The organism is Breoghania sp. (assembly GCF_963674635.1).
In the GTDB taxonomy this organism is placed as follows: Bacteria; Pseudomonadota; Alphaproteobacteria; order Rhizobiales; family Stappiaceae; genus Breoghania.
Genome location: NZ_OY771475.1, coordinates 894,917 through 910,177, shown reverse-complemented (window position 1 = coordinate 910,177; position 15,261 = coordinate 894,917). Strand labels below are relative to the sequence as shown.

Below are 15,261 nucleotides of genomic sequence, written 5' to 3'. Positions count from 1 at the left end.
AAACGTACGAAGTCAATTGATTGCCATGTGATGCAGAGCACAATTTTGTCGTATCCGCTCATGCACACACGTTCTTCAAAAGGTTGAGAGATCCGCAAGAGATGATGGTTCGCGGCCGGGGGCGCCCGAAGGTCAAGACTGACGACGTTCAGCGTGACGAAATCCTGAAGGCTGCCCGGCGGAGCTTTCTTGGCGCGGGCTACAGCGCGACCACTATGGACGGCATTGCAACCCATTGCGGCATTTCCAAACGCACCCTCTATCGCCTTTATCCGAGCAAGACCGATCTCTTTTCCGCAATCATCAAGGGACAAAAGGGGCAGTTCTTTCGCCTGCCACCCCCGAACATGGTGCTGAGTGTCGCGGATGCACTCGCTTTCATGTTCGGAATGGACGACACCCGCACCGATTGGGAAGAAACAGAAGCGGTTCTGCGAACGGTTGTCCGGGAAGCGGGGGCATGTCCTGAACTGAAGGAAATCGTCCGACGCGACGCCTCACTCGTGTCGGTGGGAGAACTCGCCAGCTGGCTCGCGATGAAACGCGACGCGGGCGAAGTCACCATCGATGATCCGGAAGCCTATGCCTGGATCCTGATGGACATGATCTTCGGCGACCTGACACGCACCTTGCCTGACGACACGCTCTCCAGCCAACGCGAGGCCCGCAAGAGCCACATTCGGCGCTGCATCGCGATATTCCTGAATGGGATCCTGCCGCCCCCGTCAAAGGGCGCACCACACGCCGGGGCCTGAGCCGTCGCTCAACGCAACGACCACCCGAATCCCGCCCGCGGGCACTCCCCTGCCAACGGCCATTCTGTTAGCTGGCAGCCGCCTCCGGCGACATCGGACGCCCCCGTGCAGAAACGATCACCAGCAAGTTGTAGGCGCATTTCGTCGCAGCCAGCGGAATGCCCTATCTTTTAACAACACCCAAGGCACCCACATAAGCGTAACAGGAACGCATCTTCCAAATAACGATGAATTTTAAATGACATATTTTATTTGTACTGCGATCGATCTCTCGTCTATTCGCTAATAAAACAAAACATCCTGTCACATAAAAATTTTTATAGTTGTGAGTTATTATGCCCCTACTTTCCGTCCCACGAAACGCGACCGAAGTATCATCGCCTTTCCATCGTCCCGAGCGATGAATACGATCCGACCGGCTTTCCGCGCGTTTTCCTCGAATGACCCGCAATTTTTTCCCTCTTTTCATTTGCCACAATTCAATCATAGACGGCGCCGCAACACGGCCCTGCGCCACAACGCCGACCTTAACGCAAACAGTGAAATCATGACCCGGACCAAGGAAATCAACGGCCAATTCTTCGACCCGCACGCAGCGCCTGATGCCATCAGGACAGCGCGCGCAGGCTGGCCGTCATCGGAAAGCTACAGCCGCATTCCGGCATCCGCGCGCCTCGCCGCGGCCGCCTGCATGTTGCCGCGCGGTTGAGGCCATCGTCTGCCTCACCGTGGCTGTGCGCGCCGTCTTGCGCCGAACGTGTATTTCTTGTGCAGGAAATAGCTCGTCACCATTGGGCTCAGCACGCCAATGGCGTGTGCCACGGTTTCGGCATGGAATGAAAAGCCGATGGCAGGAAAGACGTGGTCCTTGAAGGCGATGCTGAGGAGCCAGACCTGTCCGAGCGCGGCCATGTTGACCATGAAATAGCGGCCATATTCCGCGACCGACCCGCGCCCTCCGCTGTCGAAAACGAGGCATTTCATCAGCGTGTAGCCGGTCACCAACCCCACCACATAGGCGGCCACAATGGCGACGGAGTAGCTGACGAATTGCGAGAACAGCACCCGTGCGCCGATATTGGCCGCAGCTGCGACCCCGCCGGAAATGAGAAAGCGGATGAAGGTCGCTAGCTGCATGGCTTTTCAGCCGTCACCAGAAACTGCTTGCCCATCACCTTCCAAGCCAGCGGCATCTTGAGATAGAGCCGGACGAGAAAATCCCGCGTCGGCGTCTTGCCATTCATCGTGAATGGCAGGAACTGCGCGATGTTCTCCGCAATCTCGAAACCGGCCAGCCGCAACCCTTCGGCCAATGACAGGTCGGAAAGCGGCAGATAATGGTCATAGAAATCCCAGTACTCGCGATAGGCAAAGCGGATATTGGGGCCCATGACGATGAAGCGGCCGCCGGGTTTCAGGACGTCGAAGACGCTTGAAAGAACCGCGTCACATTCCTCCTTGTCCTTCAGATGCTCCAGGAAGTTGGAGGTGAAGACCACATCCGCCGAATTCGCACCGAGCCGTCCGAGTTCGGTTGCTGGCGCAAGCGTGAACTCCACATCCCGGTTGAGATGACGGCGCGCGTCCGGGTTGAGATCCACCGCCAGCTTCTTCGCGCAGCGCACATTGTTGATGAAATCGCCATAGCCGCAGGCAAGGTCGACGACACGGGCCTCCGGCGAAATGCGGTGGTTGAAGAAGTCCTCGCACAGGACCTTCCAGACCCTGTCTCGCTTGGAAACGCCGGTCGTCTCGAACCGGTCCTGATAGAGCTTTGCCAATGCAACCATGTGTCTTCACCTGAAATGAATTGATCAAACAATCTCGGCCATCTGACGCCCCAAACGGACGCTTTCCGCGATCCCGCGGTCTTCCGGGTAGTAGTAGCTCGTGTCCGCCGCCAGCAGCCCCTTGATGGGAGTGCGCACCGGGGGAAGCCGGTCGGCGAAATTCGGCTCGCAAACCGGCTGGGCATGGCGCAACCGGCTGACATTCGCCTCCACCAGATCATCGTCGCCGATCTCGGGATTGACCTTGCGGATATAGGCGAAGGCCTCCTCGATGAACTGCGCGTCGCTCCAGCCCAATTTTTCATGGCTGTGCGGCATGTAATAGGGGATGTAGACAAAGCAGTCGGGCAACGGGCGCAGGTTGGAAAACTCGATGATGCCCGGGATGTCGATCGCATCGTCAACGATGTTCAGCCAGAAGTTCCCGGTGACAGACCGCTTGAGCCGGAAGAGCAGGCAGACCACGCCGATATTGCGAATGGAGGCATATTGCTCCTTCACCTCCTGGGGCAGATCCGGCGCAAGGCGCGGCACATAGGGCGTCGGCACGGTGGAGATGATCGCATCGGCGGGAAAGAACCGCCCCCCGGCGTGAAGCCCCCTCACCCGTCCGTCTTCCACCTCCACCCGCTCCGCCGGCGTTGCCAGATGGAGCCGCCCGCCAGACGCGGTGAACCGCTCCACCAGCGCATCAACCAGCGTCTGGCTGCCGCCATCGATATAGCCCAGCTCCTCCTGAAAGATGGACCGCCGCGAATTGCCGATCCGGCGGATCCGCACTGCAATCCAAGAGGCGGAAATGTCGTCGGCAAGTTCAAAGAACTTCAGATCGATCAGCCGTTTCCACAGCGTCTCATAGACCTCGCGCCCCGATCCGCCGACAATCCATTCGCGCGCGGTCTTGTCCTCGATTGCCGCAAAACTCCGGCGCTTGGTGGTCCAGAACATCTGTAGCCCTGTCCGGATCTTGGCGATCAGGCTCAGATGCGGGAAGCGCAGCAGCGAGACAGGATCACCCCACGGATGCACCTTGCCCTTGATGAAATAGGCCATCGACGTGGGCGTCCATCGCATCGCATCGCCAAGCCCCAGTTCGGCGAGGAGATCGAAGGTCGGCTGATCGGACTTGCACACGAAATGATAGAACCGCTCGATGGAGACGCCGCCCACATCGAAATGCGCCGCCATCCCCCCGGGCACCGCATCCGCCTCCACCAGATCGACCGAATGCCCGAGCGAGACGGCACGATGCGCCGCCGCCAGCCCCATGGCCCCCGCCCCGATTATGACGATCCGGCCCATCGTATCCCCCTTCAAAATTCCAGAACGATGTTGCCGTATTCGGCATCGAGATAGGTTTCGCGCACCGCCTCCTCCAGCGGGGTCGCGTCGACGCCGAAGATCCCCGGCCAGTCGATGGTGGGAAAGGTCTCCGGGATCACGAGCGCCTTGAGCTGACTTGTGGTGAAGGGCGGATTGGCGTTGATCCGCGCATAGAGCGCCAGCAACAGCCAGAAGAGCCTGTAGGGGATGTTCACCAGCAGGGTGCGCGCCTTCACGGTGCGCTTTATCAGGCGGATCAGATCGCCATAGAAGATCTGCTCCTGGCCGGAAATGTCGAAGGTGCCAGTCTGACGCCTCATCAAGGATGCGATGATGATTTCGGCGAAGTCGCCCACATAGAGAGGCTGGCGGATGTAGCACCCATCGCCCGGCACCGGAAAGACCGGCGTGCGCGCCATGAAACGGCGAAGCCAGCCCAGGTGCTTGCGATCGAACCAGCCGAACATCAGCGTCGGGCGCAACACCACATGGGGAATGTCGGTGACCTGATTGACCAGCTTCTCTTGGGCGGTCTTCGAACGGGTATAGAAATCATCCGCCGCCGAATTCACCACCGACGATGAGACTTGCACGAAATACGGAACGCGATAGGCGCGCATCGCGGCCACGATGCGCTGCGTCGCCAGGACGTTGTTGTCCAGGAACGCCTGTTCGTTCAGCCCGCCGATCTGCGCCTGATTGATGACGACCGCATCCGCGCCGTCAAGAAAGCGCTGCCAATAGCTGTCATGGGCAAGATCGGCCTCCACCACCTGCACCTGCGGGTGCATGCGCCTGAGCAGTCGCGTGTTCTCCGGGTGCTTGTCGATGCCGACGATTTCCACATGCGGACGGGTTTTCAGCCGCGCGATCAGGTTCTGGCCGACGAGCCCCGCGGCTCCGGTGATGACGATCTTCATGGCTCAGATATCCAGGCGGTTGAAGACGCGGGACGGCAGGTTGCGAATGATCAGCATGAGGTAGCGCCAGAACCACGGCGCATAGGCGACCGCGCCCCCTCCCGAGGCTGAAGCCGAGCCAACGACCACACCGGCGATCTGGTCCGGCGTCGACCAGAGTGGCCCGCTGCGATCCATGCCCCGTGTCATGGGCGTGGCGGTCGGGCCGGGCTTGACCAGCACGACACGCGGCCCCTTGCCGGCAAAACGGTGATTGATGCCTTCCGCCAGCGCGGCAATGCCTGCCTTGGCCGCGCCATAGACGTAATTGCCGCGCCGTCCGCGATCGCCCGCCACCGATCCCAGGATGAGCAGTGTTCCGTGCCCTTGCCGCTCGAAGACCTCCGCGCCCGCAAGACTCCATGCGGCGACGGAATTGAAATTCACCTGAAAGATCCGCTCTGCGGCCTCCGGATCCAGTTCCGCTTCTCTTTGCTGCCCCATGAAACCGTAGGCGATGAGAAGCTGATCGATGCCACCGATGATGGAGGCGAATTCCTCCATGAGCCCCCTGACATCGCGTTCTTCCACCAGATCGCACACCATGGTCTCCACCCGGCCCGCACCGCGCGAGCGCAGATCGCCCGCCATCGCCTCAAGCCGTTGGCCCTTGCGCCCGACCAGAAGAATATGCGCGCGCTCGGCCGCGAACCGCCGCGCGGTCGCCTCCGCAATCGCCGATGTGGCCCCCAGAATGACTAGACGCATGCCTTCTCCTACCCCGCTACACGTCGCCAGAAATGAGATGAAAAATGCGGATCGACATGAACGGCGAAGCGTTCCCAATCCGGATACCCGGCCCGAAACATCGCGCCACTCATGCGCCCGTCCTTGGCTGGATAGAGCCGCCCCCCGGCCTCCGCGACGATTGCATCGAGCCGCGCCATCAGCTTCAGCGTTTCATCGCCACGGTTGGGAAAATCGAGCGCCAGCGTCGTCCCCTCAAATGGAAAGGACAGCATGCCCGCAGATCTCAGCCCGCCGAAGGTCTTCAGCACGGCCAGAAACGAGCCCTGTCCGCTGTCGCTGATCGCCTGAAGCATTGCCCGCGTCACCTCGCGCTGGACTGAAACCGGCACGACCGACTGGTACTGGTACATGCCGCGCGCGCCATACATCCGGTTCCAGTTCTCAATCGCATCGAGCGGATAGAAAAACCGCGAAAGCGGCACCCGCCCGCGCCCGGCCTTGCGACGCCCGTTGCTGTAGCAGACCCGATTGAAGGCGCGGACCGTGTGGCGGTTCAAAACGAAGCCGGGAAAATCCATCGGCACGGCAAGGCGGCGGCCATCACGGCCAGCCGCCACGTCGAGGACGTCGTCCTGAGCGTGGTTCGCGCGGGAAAACGTGCCCCTGCCGAGCGCCTTGCCCGCGGCAAGACAATCCACCCATGCGACCGTGTAGTCGAAGTCGCGCTCGCTCTCCTGCGCCAGATCGAAGAAGGCTTCGAGATTTGAAAAGCTGACCGTTTCCACATCCATCACGGCACTGGACACGGGCATCAACTCCACATCAGCCCACGCGATAATGCCCGTCAGCCCCAGCCCCCCAAGGGTGGCGGCGAAAAGCTCCGGCTCCAGCTCGGGGGTGAGCTCGTGCAGGGTGCCGTCGGACCGGATCAATCCGATCGCGCGCACCCAGCGACCGAGGGTGCCGTGCCGATGATGGTTCTTGCCATGTACGTCATTGGCGATGGCCCCGGCCAGGGTTACGAACCGCGTGCCCGGCGTTACCGGCAGAAAGAACCCGCGCGGCAGGAACAGCTGGATCAGCGTATCGAAACTCACCCCGCCCTCTGCCCGCAGGATCGCGGTTTCCGGATCGAAGGACAGGACCCGGTCGAGCCCGGTCATGTTCACCAGCGCGCCATCGGGGTTGAGACCGCTGTCGCCATAGGAGCGCCGCGCGCCGCTCGCCAGGACATCCAGATCACGGGCCCGTGCTTCGCGCAGCACCGGGCCCACTTCATCGCGCCACTGAGGTGCCGCCACCTGATGCTCGCGCCGCAGGACCCCGCCCCACGATGTCACATCCGGGCACGTCTGAAACCAGCTCATAGGGCCACGGCAAACAGGGCCGCGATAGCAACACCGAGGCCAAGGCTCGTCTTGTCGCGCAACGCGAAGGTGACCGGGTCGTCGGCCATCACGCCGCGATGGGCCAGAAGCCAGATCCGACCGATCCAGACCGACAGGACGAGTGGAATGCCCGAAAGCAGTTCAGGCCGCGTATAGAGACTGCCGCTCGCCATGTTCTCGATGATGAAAAGCAGCATCACCACCAGCGACACGACCGCCGAGGCGGTGCCCAGTGCCAGTGTCAGCGGCGCATCTTCCACCATGTAGCCGCGCGCCTTCAGGCTGTTCGCACCAGCCTTCGCCGCCCGCACGATTTCCGTGTGCCGCTTGGCAACCGCAAGCGAAAAGAAGAAGAACACCGAGAAGACCAGCAACCAGACGGGATGGCTCTCCTCCACCAGCACAGTGCCCATGACGATGCGCACGGTAAAAAGCACCCCGATGATGAGGAGATCGAGCAGCGGCACCCGCTTCAATCCACCCGAATAGGCCCCGGTGATCGCCAGATAGGCGGCAAGCGCGAGCGCGAAGGCGTAATCGAGCATCAGGGCTCCGACCATGCTCGCCAGAAGCAGCACGCAGGCCAGCGCCAGCCCGACACCGATCTGAAGTCGCCCGCTGGCAAGCGCACGGTTCTTCTTCGACCAATGCTGCCGATCCGCGCTCAGATCCGCCATGTCGTTCAGGAGATAGGTGCCCGATGTCACCCCGACCAGACAGAGGAAGGCCAGCAGGAACGTGCCAATCAGACCCGGCGTCGCCCATTGATGAGAAAGCACCAGCGGGACGAAGATCAGAAGGTTCTTTGACCAGTGATGAACCCTGAGCGCCTTCACGAAGGTGCCCAGATCCAGCCGGGTGTTCTTGAACTCCTTCAAGACCGGCTTGCCGAGACGGCGCGCCTTGCTGGCAACCGACCCCGGCGCGCCCGCCAGCACGATGCCGGAGGATTTCTCCCACACATGAATGTCGCTCGAACTGTCGCCCACATAAATGAACCCGTCGGGGAACTTGCGCTGGAGATAGGCCGACTTCTCCGCCCCCTTCAGGTTCACGATGTCCGACCCGACCGCGGAGGCGAAGATGCCGAGGCGGCGCGCGACTTCATCGGCGATGCTCTGATGGGCCGCCGAACACAGGTGGATCGCATGACCTTCCGCCGCCTTCTCGCGCAGCCAGTCGAGCAGATCCTCGCGATAGGGAAAGACGAGCCCCTCCGCTGCGATCTCACTCGCCAGGGCCGCCTTCACATGATGGCGACCGCTCGGCAGCTTGATCAGAGAGCGCAGGAGGGCAGCAGGCTTGCGAAAGATTGCGGCCGCGGCCATCTCATGCAGACTGTTCGTCAGGATGAGCGTCAGATCGAGATCGACGACCACCGGAATGGCAGATCCGAGAGGTTTCATGATCAAATCCGAAAACAAATGAAATCTGAAATCCCACCGGTCCAAAATCGACCGGCCACTTCTGGATTTCCGACGTAATATCAATAAATAACAATACTATTTTAAATTTACTTCTGAACGCCTTGCCGGCACACCGGCAAAGCGAATCTTGAGCCTTCAGGCCTTGTCCTGGGCAACCGTGCCTGACCGCTCACGATCGCTGCGCAGCATCAGGAGAAGCACCAGCACCGCCCCCGCATTCACGATGATCACGTAGAGCATCGCGTTGTGCTGATAGGCGCCATAGTAGAGCGACGCCACCAGCGTGCTGACAAAGGCCGCAACCGAGGTTGTGAAATTCATGCCACTGGAGCATGTGCCTGAGATCCGGTGAAAATGCTGGATCGCCATGGCCGAGCCGGTGGGAATGATGATGCCGAAGGTGAAGGTGAGAACGCCAAAGGGCACGAGATAATCGAAAAGCCCGGCCTGCGCGCCGCTGTTGAGGTTCACATAGAAGCCGATACCGGCGCACAGCATCAGCAGGCTTGCAAGCCGCAAAAGGTTCACCTCGGAAAGACGCGCCCCGGCAATCTTGTGCACCGCGCCCCCCAACCCGAAAAGCATGGCCAGCGGTATGAAGTGGATCCCGATTTCCAGCGGAGAATAGCCGAGTTTCGCAAGCGAGAACGGCGCGATGGTCAGATAGGACATATAAGCCCCGACCGTCAGCCCCACTGCCAGCGCATAGATGTAGAAGACTGGCGTCGTCGCAAGGTCACCGAGTGCGGAAAACACCCCGCGCGAGCTCATCTTGCGCTTGCGTCCCACGTCAAGCGTCTCCTGAAAGGCGACGCTGGCGAAGAGCAACACACAACCGCCAAAAGCCAGCAGAAACACGAAGACCGAGCGCCAGCCGAAGGTCTCCGTCAACCAGCCACCGAGAAGCGGCGCAAGCGCGGGGGAGATGCCGATAAAGGACATCACGAAGCCGAACACCGCCTTCACCTTCGCCTCGTCGCCCGCATGGGTGTCGGTCACGATCGGCTGCCAGAGAACGGCTGTCGCGCAGACACCGAAGGCCTGCACGAAACGGGCGACCAGAAACAATTCGACGGACCCCGCGAACACGCATCCCAGCGTCCCGAGAAGGAAGATCGCCAGACCGGACAGCAGAACCGGCTTGCGACCGATCAGATCCGAAATCGGCCCGTAAAAGAGCTGCGTGGCAAAGGTTCCGGCAAAATATGCCGGCATGGAAAGGCCGATCATGGCCTCGCTCGTCAGAAAATCGGACTGCATCACGTCGAACGCGGGAATATAAATATCGATACCGATCATACTGATAATCGCCAGAGACGTCGCGAATATCAGAATATTTCTATTGCCCGACGGACGCGTCCTCCCACGCTCACTCGAAATGGTCGTCATAGTTCGTTCCCGCAAAAGGCATAATTAAAAAATGGCAGAATAAACAATATCTATCTATTGATAGATAGATACCTCAGACACTCCCTTACGTCAACCACACCCAACCACATTCCGTTGCCAAAAAATGAGCCCAGCCGCTCCGGCAGAAATCCGGTTGTTACATTAACAACAGGGCGTGGATGTCAACGCGCGGAGACAGCAGCCAGACGGCGAAGAGATTGCGCGCGAAGGACCATCGCGCGCGCCTTTCAGGCGAGTGCCATGCGGTTTGCGAGATTGCGATATTCGCGCACGGCCTTTTCGTAAAAGGACCCGTCCCCGGTCGCCTTCACCAGGACGGAAGCGCCGTGGAGCGCGGCCAGAATGCTGCAGGCCTCCCGCTCGCATGCCTCCTTCGACTTCGCCCCGCGCGAGATGATGGAGACAACCTCCGACAGCCATGCGAGCTTCAGCTGGTAAAAGGCCGAAAGCTCCTCCGTCGTAGCCTCATCGAGCAGGTTCTTCTCCGCCAGCAGAACCACGCAGAGGCTCATGCTGTCGAGATCGACCACATTTGCCCTGAAGCCGTCGAGAAACTGGTTGAGCGCGGCCTGCGCGCCTTCCGGATCGTCGGGAGGATGGGACAGGCGCTCACTGAAGTCCTCGCGGTAGCGACGCATCACCGCCGCGCCGAGATCCCCCTTGGTGGGGTAATGATAGTGGACGCTGGAACTCTTGATCCCGACTTCGGCGGCAATATCGCGGAAATTGAGGGACTTGTAGCCGGTTTGCACGATGGCGCGCTCAGCCGCATCCAGAATGGCGCTTTTGGTGGGCCTCGCCGTACCCCCGGGCCGTCTCCCCATGTCTTCCCCCCGCAAAGTCGCTGCTCGTTCCTGTCCCGACCGCAAAGGATAAGCGCCTTTCCAAGCCCGATCAAATTGCACCCGGTCCCCGCGGCGATGCGGCGTCACGCTCAACCGGCCCGCATCGTGGCGACCGACTTCAGATATTCGCCGTAATGGCTCTTGGCGTAGCGCGCCACCTGCCCCTCGAATTCCGCCTCGCTCTGGTAGCCAAGCGTCAATGCGATTTCCTCCGGACAGGCGATCTTGAACCCCTGGCGTTTCTCCAGGGTGCGCACATATTCACTCGCCTCGATGAGGCTTTCCGGCGTGCCCGTGTCGAGCCACGCATAGCCGCGCCCCATGATGGACACGTTGAGCTCGCCCCAGTCCAGATAAGTTCGATTGACGTCGGTGATCTCAAGCTCGCCGCGCGCCGAGGGCCTCAGATTAGCGGCGATGTCGACGACCCGATTGTCGTAGAAATAGAGCCCGGTGACAGCCCAGTTGGACCGCGGCTTTGCAGGCTTTTCCTCCAGCGAAATTGCGCGAAGCCCGGTATCGAACTCCACCACACCGTAGCGCTCCGGATCGGCCACATGATAGGCGAAAACCGTCGCCCCCCGCTCCACATTGCGGGCCTTGCGCAACAGCCCCGGCAAACCGTGGCCGAAATAGATGTTGTCGCCGAGGATCAGGCAGGAGGATTGATCGCCGATGAAATCCGCCCCGATCACATAGGCCTGCGCGAGACCCTCCGGGCGCGGCTGCTCGGCATAGGAAAGCGACAGCCCCCATTGCGAGCCATCCCCCAGGAGACGCTGGAAAAGCGGCATGTCATGCGGCGTGGAGATGATCAGGATATCGCGAATGCCCGCCAGCATGAGCGTGGTCAGGGGGTAATAGATCATCGGCTTGTCATAGACCGGCAGCAATTGCTTGGATACGCTGATGGTCATTGGATGGAGGCGTGTGCCGCTACCTCCCGCCAGGATAATCCCTTTCATTGCAACCTCTTGTGTTTAATATCCGATTCAATACCTGAAGACGCTCAAGGAAATTTCAGCGCGCGGTCAAAGGCCGGGCAGCGCCCCCATTCGGCGCCGTTTGCCCAGGCGATGCCCAGTATGTAGTCGCCGGAATAGGGCGCGATATCCGCATAGGCGTCGTAGCCCAGATCCGGACCGAAGGGATCGCCCATGAGCGTCTTCACATCGAGGCGCGGACTGCGCCGTGTTTTGATCCAGACCTCCTGCCCGCTCGCCGTGTTCGTGAGCGTCAGAAAGACCGCACCGGGCGCCTTGCGGGTGCCGTCGGGAACCTTCAGCCAGCCCGTCACCGACAGAATGGCGTCGATGCGGAAGGACGGGGGTGCGGGATAGAGATCGTTGAGCACGTCGAGCCCGCCGAAACAGCTTTGCGTACGCTCTGTATGCCCCGCGATCGCGTCCGCCTTGGCGACGACGGGCGCATGGGCCGGACGCACCGGCGAGATCGCGATGCGCGCCGGATCGATGCTCTGAAATTCGTAGCCGACCGTATCGCCCCATTCGCGCATGCCCCCGGCGGGCGCGAGCAGCCGGAAACTGACCACACGCTTTCTCGCAAGCAGGTCCGCATGCCCGTAAAGGGCGTTCATCTCGGTGGAGTTCTCGACCAGTGGTGAGATAAGAAAGCCGCTCTCCCCCATACCGGAGACATAGCGGAACGACCGCACCCGCCCGTCCGCCGTTTTCACCTCGATGCGCAGGTTCTCCAGCTTGAAGACCAGCTCCTTCGCCTTGCCGAAGGCTGTCTTGGAAACGGAGAGCTGCACGAAAACCGGCCCGCGCGTTGCGGGCACAGCGATGTCTTCGCCCAGCCTGGCAATGCCCTCTCCGACAGGCCTCATGCCCGGTGCGGCGGCCCCGGCACGGCGGTGCAGATAGAGAAAACTCTCGCGAAAATCGTAGGGCTCGTATCCAGCCAGCAGCATCGGCCAGGAAGCGCCATCGGCAAGGGTCGGATGGTTGCCGTCGATTGGCGTGATGCGGAAGGCGATATCCTGCGGCGCGCGCACACCCTCCAGATGGCGCGCATTGGCGTCCGCCAGAAACGCGGTGTAGGCGGAATAACTTTGCAGCGTCGGGCGCGGCGACCATTGGGAGCCGGAGGCCAGAAGATCTGACTGCCAGAAATCATAGACATCCGCGGGCCCGCCGAATTCGGGAAAGCGGAACTGACGCTGAAGCTCCGCAAGCGTCCGTTCGTGCCGCTCTTTCAGGTAATCCGGATTTCGCGCAAGCTCGGGCAGAACCAAAACCGGATCGACGATGCCCTGCTTCACCTTGGCCAGCATCAGGAAATGCGCCGGGATCTGCTGATTGGCGCGCTCCACTTCGTACCAGGCGCCCAGCGCGCCAATCAGCCAGAGGGCCGAAACGAACGCAGGCAGGCGCAGTTGCGCCACAACAGTCGCCAGCAGCACGACGGCTGTCGCCAGCGCGATGGTGGCATGCCAGTCATGGCGCACGAACCCGGCCTTGAAGGCGACAAAGCCCGCAAGCCCCAGCATGGCCAGGCGCAAGCCCGATCGCCAAAAGGCCCCACCCTGAAAAAGCGCGACGGCCAGCGCCGGCACGAAAACCGCTGCAAAGAGCACGAAATCAAACGCCCTTCCGGGAACCGCCATCGCCTCCGAATAACCGGCAATGACGCGCCCGAGCCCGGCAAGATAGGTCGGCAAGCCATCCAGCGGTTGTCCCGCCAAGACCCAGAAACCGGCCAGCGCCGCGCAAAACACGGCCACAAGCATGATCAGCCGCGCGACGGCCCCGGTCATGATGAACACGACCGCCGCCGCAATCACGGCGAAACCCGCCAGAGGCAGGATCGAGCCCTTCACCAGCAAAAGCAGCGCAAGTCCCGCGATGGCACTGACCTGCCCCACAATCTCCAATGCCCCGCCCCGCCAGGATGCCGTGTCGTCCCTCTCGCTCAGCGCGTAGACAACGAGAAGCGGATAGGTCAGGAGCAGCGCATCGCGCGAAAAGAGCCCCAGCAGAACCACCACGAAACCGGCAAACACGGTGCGCCGATCGCGCAGGAAGACATGCACAAGGGCCCAGAAATGTCCGACCGCCAGAACCGTGCAAGCGACCAGTGTCAGGCTGTGGGTTGCGGGGTGATAGGTCAGCGAATAGACGCTGCCATAGGGCCCGAATGTGAAGAGCACATCGCGACCGAAGACGAGGCCCTGAGCCACCGCCTGATTGAGCCCGGCCATCCATGAGGGATCGAGCCCCCAGTTGCTCATGGCGGGCGCAAAGGGCACCCAGATCGCCAGGCAGAGAAGCCCCAGCGCACCGCCCGCAACGAGCCGACCGAGCGCAAGCCCCTGCGCCGCGCGGGGTTCCTCACCCGCGCCAACCTCACCAATGATCGTCACAACAGATTTCCTGAAACTATTGAAATAATGAGATTTTCAAACTCCGGCCGGCAACTCGGAAATGGCGCCGGCCAGCATCGCTATCGCACGGTCTTGTCCAGCACCTCCAGAAATCTGGAGCGATAGGACATGCCCTTCGACCATGCGGCCCAACGCTGGGCTTGCGCGCGGCATGCGCCCTCCATCACCTCTTCCACTGTTCGCAGAAAGCGCGGCTTTTGCACCTCCCAGGGGCGGATCACCCGGCCCGCATTGAGCTTGGCCACATGGTGGATGCAAAGCACCTGATCCATGTTGGCCGGAATGCCGATGACGGGGGTGCCGGTGTCGAGCGCCTGATAGGTCGTGGGGCTTCCGCCATTGGTGATGACGAGCCCCGCCGCAGCTGCGACCGCGGAACCGGAGACGAACTCCGCGGAAAGAACACGATCGGGCCAGTGCGATGGCCGCTCGCGATCGGGCACACCGGAGACGCAGACCGGATATCCGGCGCCCAGGACCCGCTCCACCACGCGGTCGCGAAGCCCTCGTCCGCCCGACGAGCCGAGCGCCACATAGATATGGGGCTCACGCGTCATGACCTCCAGCCATCGTTCGGTCTGGTCCGCGCCAAGCGACGGCTCCCACGTGACATGGCCGATGAAGTGCTCGTTGGCCGCCGGTTCATAGCCGTCGAAGCATTCGGGCACATCGCAGAAAATGGTTTGGTCCCCGCCGGCCCAGCCATGCAGGCAATGGTCGAACGGCTCCAGATTGAAATGCCGGCGCGCCTCGTTGAGCGGCTGTCCTTGTGCCTTGAAGATAATTGGGGTCAGCACCGGCATCAGGATCTCGCTCATCGCAAAGCGGCTGAGCGGAAACTGCCGAAGCTCCGGCACCGGCAGGCGTTTGCCCGCATAACGCGGGCTCCAGTAGGTGTTGATCAGGTTGAGATACGGCACCCCCGCAAGCTTCGCGCTGATGGACAGGGAATGCCGGAAGTCGCCGAGCACCCAGTCGGGCTGCACCGCCTCGATGACCTCCAGTTCTTCCCTCGCATAGCCGATCAGCTCGTGTGCGCGGTAAAGCCGCCGCCCGGTCTCCACATTGTCGAGAAAGGTCTCTCCCGACTTGGACGAGATCCAGTGCATCCGTATTTCCGGCTCGTCATAGACGAACCGGAAACGCGGAGCGACGGCGAAGTGCACCTCGTAGCCTTCGCCGAGCAGGCTGCGGGCCAACTGGTACGAACGCACCACATGGGCCAGCGTGACCGCTTCGGCGAAGAACAGGGCTCGTTTGCCGGACAT

14 protein-coding genes are annotated in these 15,261 nt (G+C 61.4%); 2 read left to right on the top strand and 12 right to left on the bottom strand.

Annotated features, from left to right (window positions below; genetic code table 11):
• Positions 1 to 101 precede the first annotated feature (101 nt).
• Together ABGM93_RS04050 and ABGM93_RS04045 are read left to right on the top strand one after the other, a co-directional pair.
• The gene (locus ABGM93_RS04050) at positions 102 to 755 is read left to right on the top strand and encodes a TetR/AcrR family transcriptional regulator (RefSeq protein ID WP_321503736.1); all 654 of its coding nucleotides are present in this window, start codon (positions 102 to 104) and stop codon (positions 753 to 755) included.
• A 400-nt stretch (positions 756 to 1,155) separates the two neighbouring features.
• Entirely contained in the window at positions 1,156 to 1,464 is a 309-nt protein-coding gene (locus tag ABGM93_RS04045) for a hypothetical protein (RefSeq protein ID WP_321503734.1), read from the top strand.
• Positions 1,465 to 1,478: 14 nt separating this feature from the next.
• Here ABGM93_RS04045 and ABGM93_RS04040 read toward each other — a convergent pair whose 3' ends face one another.
• The 12 genes from ABGM93_RS04040 to ABGM93_RS03985 all read right to left on the bottom strand — a co-directional run bounded on the left by ABGM93_RS04040 (position 1,479) and on the right by ABGM93_RS03985 (position 15,261).
• Complete coding sequence (locus ABGM93_RS04040) at positions 1,479 to 1,892, bottom strand: GtrA family protein (RefSeq protein WP_321503732.1); 414 nt, start codon at positions 1,890 to 1,892, stop codon at positions 1,479 to 1,481.
• Positions 1,883 to 2,545, bottom strand: coding sequence for a class I SAM-dependent methyltransferase (locus ABGM93_RS04035; RefSeq protein ID WP_321503730.1), 663 nt, complete (start codon positions 2,543 to 2,545; stop codon positions 1,883 to 1,885). The genes ABGM93_RS04040 and ABGM93_RS04035 overlap by 10 nt, the downstream gene beginning before the upstream one ends.
• Positions 2,546 to 2,569: 24 nt before the next feature.
• Positions 2,570 to 3,847, bottom strand: coding sequence for an NAD(P)/FAD-dependent oxidoreductase (locus ABGM93_RS04030; RefSeq protein WP_321503728.1), 1,278 nt, complete (start codon positions 3,845 to 3,847; stop codon positions 2,570 to 2,572).
• Between the two features lie 11 nt (positions 3,848 to 3,858).
• On the bottom strand, positions 3,859 to 4,788 hold the full coding sequence (locus ABGM93_RS04025; protein ID WP_321503727.1) for an NAD-dependent epimerase/dehydratase family protein: 930 nt from the start codon (positions 4,786 to 4,788) through the stop codon (positions 3,859 to 3,861).
• Positions 4,789 to 4,791: 3 nt separating this feature from the next.
• The gene (locus ABGM93_RS04020) at positions 4,792 to 5,535 is read right to left on the bottom strand and encodes an SDR family NAD(P)-dependent oxidoreductase (protein ID WP_321503725.1); all 744 of its coding nucleotides are present in this window, start codon (positions 5,533 to 5,535) and stop codon (positions 4,792 to 4,794) included.
• An 8-nt stretch (positions 5,536 to 5,543) separates the two neighbouring features.
• Positions 5,544 to 6,818 carry an FAD-binding oxidoreductase gene (locus ABGM93_RS04015; RefSeq protein WP_321503724.1) on the bottom strand — a complete coding sequence of 425 codons (1,275 nt, stop codon included), beginning with the start codon at positions 6,816 to 6,818 and terminating at the stop codon, positions 5,544 to 5,546.
• A 62-nt stretch (positions 6,819 to 6,880) separates the two neighbouring features.
• On the bottom strand, positions 6,881 to 8,311 hold the full coding sequence (locus tag ABGM93_RS04010; RefSeq protein ID WP_321503722.1) for a UbiA family prenyltransferase: 1,431 nt from the start codon (positions 8,309 to 8,311) through the stop codon (positions 6,881 to 6,883).
• Between the two features lie 156 nt (positions 8,312 to 8,467).
• Positions 8,468 to 9,631, bottom strand: coding sequence for a multidrug effflux MFS transporter (locus ABGM93_RS04005; protein WP_321503720.1), 1,164 nt, complete (start codon positions 9,629 to 9,631; stop codon positions 8,468 to 8,470).
• Between the two features lie 338 nt (positions 9,632 to 9,969).
• Positions 9,970 to 10,566 carry a TetR/AcrR family transcriptional regulator gene (locus ABGM93_RS04000; RefSeq protein ID WP_321503718.1) on the bottom strand — a complete coding sequence of 199 codons (597 nt, stop codon included), beginning with the start codon at positions 10,564 to 10,566 and terminating at the stop codon, positions 9,970 to 9,972.
• 110 nt (positions 10,567 to 10,676) lie between these two features.
• Complete coding sequence (rfbA, locus tag ABGM93_RS03995; RefSeq protein ID WP_321503716.1) at positions 10,677 to 11,552, bottom strand: glucose-1-phosphate thymidylyltransferase RfbA; 876 nt, start codon at positions 11,550 to 11,552, stop codon at positions 10,677 to 10,679.
• 44 nt (positions 11,553 to 11,596) lie between these two features.
• Positions 11,597 to 13,972 carry a hypothetical protein gene (locus ABGM93_RS03990; protein WP_321503714.1) on the bottom strand — a complete coding sequence of 792 codons (2,376 nt, stop codon included), beginning with the start codon at positions 13,970 to 13,972 and terminating at the stop codon, positions 11,597 to 11,599.
• An 80-nt stretch (positions 13,973 to 14,052) separates the two neighbouring features.
• Complete coding sequence (locus ABGM93_RS03985; protein ID WP_321503712.1) at positions 14,053 to 15,261, bottom strand: hypothetical protein; 1,209 nt, start codon at positions 15,259 to 15,261, stop codon at positions 14,053 to 14,055.